4 protein-coding genes are annotated in these 8,110 nt (G+C 72.4%); 3 read left to right on the top strand and 1 reads right to left on the bottom strand.

Features of this window, described 5'->3' with window-relative positions; genetic code table 11:
* The first annotated feature begins 264 nt into the window (after positions 1 to 264).
* The gene (locus tag ACTJJ4_RS17250; protein WP_440944455.1) at positions 265 to 1,701 is read left to right on the top strand and encodes a carboxylesterase/lipase family protein; all 1,437 of its coding nucleotides are present in this window, start codon (positions 265 to 267) and stop codon (positions 1,699 to 1,701) included.
* A 121-nt stretch (positions 1,702 to 1,822) separates the two neighbouring features.
* Here the strand turns inward: ACTJJ4_RS17250 and ACTJJ4_RS17245 are convergent, their stop codons facing one another.
* On the bottom strand, positions 1,823 to 5,275 hold the full coding sequence (locus tag ACTJJ4_RS17245; RefSeq protein WP_440944454.1) for a bifunctional proline dehydrogenase/L-glutamate gamma-semialdehyde dehydrogenase: 3,453 nt from the start codon (positions 5,273 to 5,275) through the stop codon (positions 1,823 to 1,825).
* A 90-nt stretch (positions 5,276 to 5,365) separates the two neighbouring features.
* Here ACTJJ4_RS17245 and ACTJJ4_RS17240 point away from each other — a divergent pair, with 90 nt between their 5' ends.
* Together ACTJJ4_RS17240 and ACTJJ4_RS17235 are read left to right on the top strand one after the other, a co-directional pair.
* Positions 5,366 to 6,259, top strand: a complete 894-nt coding sequence (locus ACTJJ4_RS17240; RefSeq protein WP_440944453.1) for a LysR family transcriptional regulator — start codon at positions 5,366 to 5,368, stop codon at positions 6,257 to 6,259.
* A 95-nt stretch (positions 6,260 to 6,354) separates the two neighbouring features.
* Positions 6,355 to 8,100, top strand: coding sequence for a PHP domain-containing protein (locus tag ACTJJ4_RS17235; protein ID WP_440944452.1), 1,746 nt, complete (start codon positions 6,355 to 6,357; stop codon positions 8,098 to 8,100).
* The last annotated feature ends 10 nt before the right edge of the window (positions 8,101 to 8,110 follow it).

Genomic DNA, 8,110 nt, shown 5'->3' with positions numbered 1-8,110 from the left:
AACACCACGAACTCAGCCCGCAGCTGCACCCTCTCCTCCGAAAACGACACGGTCGCCGCAACCTCCCAAACTCGGGGTGTTGCGACGACCGTTGGAACCCGCCCGTCCGTACCTGGGGGTCTCGACGCTACCCGGGGGTGTCGGCGGGAGTCGCGTCTGCGGCTTCCCCGGTTCGGATGGAAGGCGTCCGGTCCATCGCCGTTGCACCAGCGAAAAGCATCCGCGCGGATCGCACGGGGACACGCACGCGGTAGCGTGAATCTCGTGGACGAGATCGCGCACACCGCTGAGGGGCCCGTCCGAGGAGTCGGCCGCGCCGACGGATCACTCGCGTTCCTGGGCATCCCCTACGCCGCTCCGCCGACGGGAAAGCGACGCTTCCAGCCGCCGCAGCCGGTGACGCCCTGGACCGAGCCGCTCGATGCGACCGCCTACGGGCCGACGCCGCAGCGCCGCCCGGAGGACAATGCGATCATCCCCGAGCCGAGCGTTCCCGGCACGGCGACGCTGAACCTGAACGTGTTCACGCCTGCCCTCGACGGCAGCGCACCCGTGCTGGTCTGGATCCACGGCGGCGGCTACTCGGCGGGCTCCTCCGCGAGCCCGTGGTACGACGGCGCGTCGTTCACCCGCGACGGCGTCGTGCTGGTGACCATCTCGTACCGGCTGGGCTTCGACGGGTTCGGCGTGATCGACGGCGTCCCCGACAACCGCGGTGTGCGCGACTGGATGGCGGCGCTCGAGTGGGTGCAGCGCAACATCGCCTCCTTCGGCGGCGACCCGGGCCGTGTGACGATCGCGGGCCAGTCCGCCGGCGGCGGAGCCGTGCTCACGCTGTTCGGGATGCCTGCCGCACAGCACCTGTTCCACGCCGGGATCTCGATCAGCGGAGCACTCGGCGACCTGCCCCGCGAGCGCGCCCGGGCGCGCAGCGAGCTGCTCGCCTCGATGGTCGGATGCGAACCGACCCTGGAGGGCTTCCGCGGCGTGAAGGAGCGCGCGCTCACCCGGCGCCAGTTCGAGGCATCCCTGCTCGGCAAGAAGGGGCTGGCGGCCACCACCGCCACGCTCACCGACGGCCTCCCCTGGGGACCGGTGATCGACGGCGACCTCATCACCCGTCCGACGGTCGACTCGTTCGCCGCGGGGAACGGGGCAGGCAAGCCGCTGCTGCTGGGGGCCACGGACGACGAGTTCACCATGATCTTCGACAACGCGCCGCGGGCCCTCAGATGGGTGCCCGTCCCGCTCGCGCTGCGCGTCGTGGAGAAGGCCGGCGCGCTGCGCCGCCGGTGGCGGCGGTCCAACCGTGCGCGTCGCGGCGCGGGGCCCGCACTGGGACGCTTCGTCACCGATCGCATCTTCCGCTCGCTGGTCGTGCGGGTCGCGGAGACGCGGCGCGATGCCGGCACCTGGGTCTACCGTTTCGCGTGGAGCTCCCCGGTGAACGGCTGGTCGCACCACTGCCTCGACGTGCCGTTCTGGTTCGACTGCCTCCGCGAGGAGCACGTCGCCAGGATGACGGGCGCGCACCCGCCGCAGTCGCTGGCATCCGAGATGCATTCGGCGGCCGTCGCATTCGTGACCTCGGGTGATCCCGGTTGGCCTGCCTGGCGCACCGAGCCGGGCATCACGCGGATCTTCGGCGACCAGCCCGCGCTCTCGCGCAGCGCCTACGACGACGCGCTGCCCCTGGTCTAGCCGCTCCGCCCGAGGCCCGGGGCGCCACAGGGCGGCTGCTCCGCCGCGCGGATACGACGACGCCCTGTCGCAGGACCCAGAGCACCAGGGGCCTGCGACAGGGCGACGGGTATGTCGCGGCTCAGCGCACCGGCTCGAGCAGCGGGATCTCGTAGCGGTGCGGCGTGCCGAAGCGGTGCGCGGTGACCGACACGGCCTGCTCGCGCAGGAAGGTCAGCAGCTCCACGCGGCCGGCGGCGACGACCGGGTTCGCGTAGATCGCCAGGCTCGGCGAGCCGTTCACGGCCGCGGCGGTCGCTGCGGCGGTGGTCCCGATCACGCGGACGCGACCGCCGGCACCGGACAGGCGACGCGCGTGCGCGCCCCAGGCATCCGCATCCTCGGTCACGACGGTCACGTCGTGCGCACCCAGCCAGGTGACGACGGCAGCAGGCAGAGCGGATGCTGCGCTCACGGTGACGCGCGAGCGGGCCCGCAGGCCTGCGGCGACCACGCGCACCAGCTCGGCCAGACGCGTTCCCTCGTAGCGGACCGTGACCGGCAGCGCCTGGTAGCGCAGCGCGTTCTGCTCGGTGACCAGGCCCGTCGCGTCGCGGACGATGCCGAACTCGGAACCCCACACGTCGATGTCGGTGGCGAGCGCACCGCGCAGCCACGCGGCGTCGTCGCCCTCCACGAGCGCAGCGGCCGAGAGGCCCAGCTCGTCCAGCGGGCGGGTGGTCTTGACCGGGGCATCCGTCCACTCCGACAGGCCGACCAGGTAGTTCGGGCCACCGGCCTTGGAGCCGGCGCCGACGGCGGCCTTCTTCCAGCCGCCGAACGGCTGGCGCTGCACGATGGCGCCGGTGGTGCCGCGGTTGACGTACACGTTGCCGGCCTGGATGTTCGCCAGCCACTGCTGGATCTCGTCCTCGTCGAGCGAGTGGATGCCGCTGGTGAGGCCGTAGTCGATGTCGTTGACGATGTCGATGGCCTCGGTCAGCGTCTCGGCGGTCATGACGCCGAGCACCGGGCCGAAGTACTCGACGCGGTGGAACTCGCTGCCGCGCTGCACGCCGTCGCGGATGCCGGGGGTCCACAGCTGGCCCGCGTCGTCGAGCTTCTTCGGCTCGAGCATCCAGGACTGGCCGGGGTGCAGCTCGGTGAGGGCGCCGAGCAGCTTGCCCTCGGCGGGACCGATCAGCGGGCCGATGCGGTTGGAGCCGTCCTCGGGCGTGCCCACCTCGTAGGCGCGCACGGCGTCGACCAGCTGGCGGCGGAAGCGCTCGGACTTGGCGGCGGAGCCGACCAGCACGACGAGCGAGGCGGCCGAGCACTTCTGGCCGGCGTGACCGAACGCCGAGTAGGCGACGTCCTTGGCGGCCAGGTCCAGGTCGGCCGAGGGGGTGACGATGATGGCGTTCTTGCCGCTGGTCTCGGCGAGAAGCGGCAGGTCCTGGCGGAAGCCGCGGAACAGCTCGGCCGTCTCGTAGCCGCCGGTCAGGATCACGCGGCCCACGGCCGGGTCGCTGACCAGCTGGGTGCCCAGCTCGCGGCCGTCGAGCTGCACGTACTGCAGCACGTCGCGCGGCACGCCGGCCTCCCACAGCGCCTCGATCATGACGGCGCCGGAGCGGCGGGCCTGACGGGCGGGCTTGATGATCACCGGCGAACCGGTGGCCAGCGCCGAGAGGGTGGAGCCGGCGGGGATCGCGACCGGGAAGTTCCACGGCGGGGTGACCACGGTCAGGCCGACCGGGTGCATCTCGGCGCCGTCGACGTCGGCGAGCGCCCTGGCGCTCTCGGCGTAGTAGTGCGCGAAGTCGATGGCCTCGGAGACCTCGGGGTCGCCCTGCTCGATGACCTTGCCGGCCTCGGAGCCCATGACCTCGAGCAGCTCGGCGCGGCGCGCCTCGAGCACGTCGCCCGCGCGGTGCAGGATCTCGGCACGACCGGCGGCGCCGAGCGCGCGCCAGGCCTCGCCCGCGGCGACGGCGGTCGCGATGCGCTCGGAGACCTGCTCGGCCGTGGTGAGGGTGTTCGCGGCGACGGTGTCGTTCCCGAGCTTCGACTCGACCATGCGGGCGCGGATCGCGTCCGCCCACTCGCGGTTGGCCGCCAGCGACGGGTCGGTGTCGGGGGTGTTCACGAAGCCGTCGCGCGGTGCCGGAGCGGCGGGCAGCTGACGGTTCTGGGTGCGGTTCGGGCCGGGAACGTCGGTCGGCATGCCGGCGACGGATGCCAGGAAGCGCTCCTTCTCGCGCTCGAACAGCTTCGGGTCGGCGTCGAGGTCGAACACGGCCGACATGAAGTTCTCGTGGCTCGCGCCCTCCTCCAGACGGCGGATGAGGTAGGCGATCGCGACGTCGAACTCGTCGGGGTGCACGACCGGCGTGTAGAGCAGAAGCGAGCCGACGGTGCGCTTGACGACGGCGGCCTGAGCGGATGCCATGCCGAGCAGCATCTCGAACTCGATGCCCTCGGTGACGCCGCGCTTGGAGGCGAGCAGCCAGGCCATCGCGATGTCGAAGAGGTTGTGGCCGGCGACGCCGATGCGCACGTTGCCGATGTGCTCGGGGCGCAGGGCGTAGTCGAGCACGGCCTTGTACGAGGAGTCGGACTCCTGCTTGGTCGACCAGGTGGCCAGCTCCCAGCCGTGCGACTCGGCGTCGACGGTCTCCATCGGGAGGTTGGCGCCCTTCACGACGCGCACCTTGATGGGGGCGCCGCCGTCGGCCACGCGCTTCGCCGCCCACTCCTGCAGGCGGATCATGGCGGAGAGGGCGTCGGGCAGGTAGGCCTGCAGCACGATGCCGGCCTCGAGATCCTTGAACTCGGGGCGGTCGAGGATGCCGGTGAAGACCGCGATCGTGAGGTCGAGGTCCTTGTACTCCTCCATGTCGAGGTTGATGAACTTCTTGGGGCCGCGGGCGGGCTTGGCTGCGATCTCGTAGAGCGGGTGCAGCGCCTTGATGGCGTGCGCGACGGCCTCGTCGAACGCCCACGGGCTGTGCGGGGCGACAGTGGAGGAGACCTTGATCGAGACGTAGTCCACGTCGTCGCGGAGCAGCAGGCGGCGGGTGCCCTCCAGGCGGCGGACGGCCTCGTCCTTGCCGAGGATTGCCTCGCCGAGCAGGTTGACGTTGAGCTTGACGCCCTGGGTCTCGCGGATGTGCTTGATCGCGGCGCCCAGCTTCTCGTCGCGGGCGTCGACGATCAGGTGGCGCACCATCTGGCGCAGCACGGCGCGCGCCGAGGGGACGACGATGCCGGGGAGCATCGTGGCGGTGGCGCCGCCCAGGCCGATCGCCCCCTTCATGATGCCGGGGAGGAAGGCGGGGGTCAGCGGCACGAGCTCCTTGAGCTTGGCGGCGGCGACCTTCAGGTCCTCGGGGCGCACGACGCCGTCGACGAAGCCGACGGTGAAGTCCAGGCCGTTGGGGTCGCGCAGCACGCCGGCGAGGCGCTGGCCGGCGGCATCCACCGGGACCTCACGGCTGTCGACCAGCCACTTCTTGACGAGGGCGACGGCGTCGTCGGCCAGTTCGGCGAGGTCGTTGACGGATGCTTCGGAAGCGGACACAGGGGTGCTCATGCTCCCAGGATGCCGCGTCCGAACGTCTATGAAAAGCGATGATTGATGAAGGATAATGTTCGCTGTCATCGATGAATCGGAGGGAAGCGGATGTTCGAGCTGAGGCGCCTGCGGCTGCTGCACGAACTGGCGCTGCGCGGCACGATCGCCGAGGTCGCCGCCTCGCTCTCCTACTCGCCCTCGACGGTGTCGCAGCAGCTGTCGCTACTGGAGCGCGAGGCCGGCGTGGCCCTGCTGGAGCCGGACGGCCGACGGGTTCGGCTGACGCCGCAGGGACGGATGCTGGCCGAGCACGCCGCGCGAGCCCTGGAGCTCGACGAGGCGGCGCGAGCGGCGCTGGCCGCGCACGCCGGCTGGGAGACGGTGCGCCTGTCGGCGATGCCGACCGCGGCGGAGACGATCGTGCCCGCGGCGCTCACCGTCCTCGCCGAGCGCGCGCCGGGCCTGCGCGTGGAGCTCGCCGAGCTGCCGCCGGAGGAGAGCCTGTTCGAACTGTGGGCGCGGAGGTTCGACCTGGTGATCGCCGAGCAGTACCCGGGGCACACCCGTGAGCTGCGCGACGGCGTGGTGCACGACCTTCTGGGCGAGGACCCGATCCGGATCGTGCTGCCCCCCGCCGAGCATCCGGCGTCCCTGCACGAACTCCGCGACCGCGCCTGGGTGATGGAGCCCGAGGGCACGGCCGCCCGGCAGTGGGCGGTGCAGCAGTGCCGGGCGGCCGGGTTCGAGCCCGACATCCGCTACGAGGCGGCCGACCTGACCGCGCACGTGCGACTGGTGGCCTCCGGTCACGCCGTCGGCATGCTGCCCGACCTGATCTGGGGCGACGAGCCCAGTCCGCTCACCGTCGCCGACCTGCCCGGCTCCCCCGTGCGCGAGGTGTTCACCGCCGTGCGCAGCTCCTCGCGTGCCGACGAGTCCGTCGCGCTGGTGCGCGCCGCGCTGCGCGAGGCCTTCACCGCTCACCACCGCGTGGCGCCCTGAACCGGCGCGCGGTCACGGGCCGGACATCCGATGTTTCCTCGTCGTCCATCCGCGGTGCCTAGGGTCCCGAGGGTCCCGACCCCGAAGGAACCCTCATGTGCGACCACGACGCGCCCGTCTCCCGTCCGATCGACGCCGACGCCGAGCTGACCCGGCTCGGATTCTCCCGCCGCGGCATGCTCCGCGCCGCGGGCGTCGCCCTCGCCGCGGGAGGGCTTTCGGCGGTGGTGGGCGAGGCCACGACCGCCTCGGCCGCGGTCGCCGCAGGCCGCCCGCAGACCGCTCCCCCGCTGACCTGGCTGGTCGGCGATCATCACGTGCACACGCAGTTCAGCCATGACGCGAAGTACCGGATGGCGCAGCAGCTCGACGCCGCGCAGCGCTACGGCGTCGACTGGCTCGCGTTCACCGAGCACAGCAACTTCGCCCACGCGGAGCGCGGGCTGCCGACCGCGCGCGAGCAGATCCAGCGCGAGCGCGACGCGCGACGGATGCTGATCTTCCAGGGGCTGGAGTGGTACATCCCCGGCGCCGAGCACGCGTCGGTGCTCGTCGCACCGGGCACCGACGACGCCCGCGTGCTGCGTGCGTTCGAGCTGGCCTGGGACGGCAAGCTCAATGGCTGGGAGCGTCCCGCGAATGCCGCGCAGGCGGCCGAGTTCCAGCGCAGGGCCGCCGAGGCGATCGCCTGGCTCGGGGCCCAGAAGCGGGCGGGGCTCATCGCGGATGCGGTGGCGCTGGCCAACCACCCGATGCGCCTGGGCATCGACTCGCCGCACGAGATCCGCGCCTGGCGCGACGCCGACCCGCACATCATGATCGGCATGGAGGGGGCTCCTGGCGCCCAGGGCTCGGCGATCAGCCAGTACTCCGGTCCGGGTGACCAGCGCGGCGAGTACGTCAACGCCCCGCGTCCGGACAGCTGGCCCGGGTACCCCGCCGACGCGTACCGGCCGTACGGCGGGTTCGACTGGGCGACGGCCACGGTCGGCGGGCTCTGGGACGCCCTGCTCGCCGAGGGCCGTCCGTTCTGGATCACCTCCAACTCCGACAACCACCTGACGGTCAAGGACACCTGGCGGATCGGCGACTACCCCGCGGGCGAGCCCTACGCGAGCCTGCCGAACGAGTTCGACCGCTGGGCCGTGCTCGGCAAGCGTCCCGACCCCGTCGACACCGGGGTGCCGCAGGGCGGCAGCGACTTCTGGCCTGGGCAGTTCTCCCGGCTGCACACCGGCGTCACCGCCCGCACCTACGCGGGCGTGCTCGACGCGATGCGCCGCGGGCGCATGTGGGTGGACCACGGCCACCTGCTCTCGGGCCTGGACGTGCAGGCGCACGCCACCATGCCCGGCAAGGGCCACGGCCGCGGGAACGGCGCGGGCGGCGGCTGGGGCAACGCGGCGGGGCGCTCGGTCACCCTCGGCGACACCCTCACGGCGCGCCGCGGCCAGGACGTCGTCGTGACGATCACCGTCTCGACCACCGAGTACGCCAACGCCGCCGGCATCCGCCCGGAGCTCGCGCATGTCGACCTGATCGCCGGCCCGGTCACGGGGCCTGCGACGGATGCGGATGCCGTGCGCGCCCCGGAGACCCGGGTCGTGCGGCAGTTCGACACCACCGGACGCCGCGGCACCTTCACGCTCACGCATGTGTTCGAGAAGGTCGACCGCCCGTTCTACGTGCGCTTCCGCGGCAGCGACGGCAACCGGAACGGCATCGGCTATCACGGCGCCTCGGTCGATCCCGCGGGCCCGCTGCGGCACGGGGACGGCGAGGGCGACCCGTGGAAGGACACCTGGTTCTACGCGAACCCGATCTTCGTGCAGGTGGGCTGAGTCGGGGCGC

It is taken from the genome of Microbacterium sp. 22195, assembly GCF_052056515.1.
Lineage (GTDB): Bacteria > Actinomycetota > Actinomycetes > Actinomycetales > Microbacteriaceae > Microbacterium.
The sequence above is the reverse complement of the archived record's forward strand: the minus strand, read 5'-3'. Positions and strand labels throughout refer to the sequence as shown.

Coding starts and splice junctions, on each gene's coding strand:
- ACTJJ4_RS17245 (WP_440944454.1), bottom strand. CDS start 5,275: ATGAGCACCCCTGTGTCCGCTTCCGAAGCATCCGTCAACGACCTCGCC.
- ACTJJ4_RS17235 (WP_440944452.1), top strand. CDS start 6,355: ATGTGCGACCACGACGCGCCCGTCTCCCGTCCGATCGACGCCGACGCC.
- ACTJJ4_RS17240 (WP_440944453.1), top strand. CDS start 5,366: ATGTTCGAGCTGAGGCGCCTGCGGCTGCTGCACGAACTGGCGCTGCGC.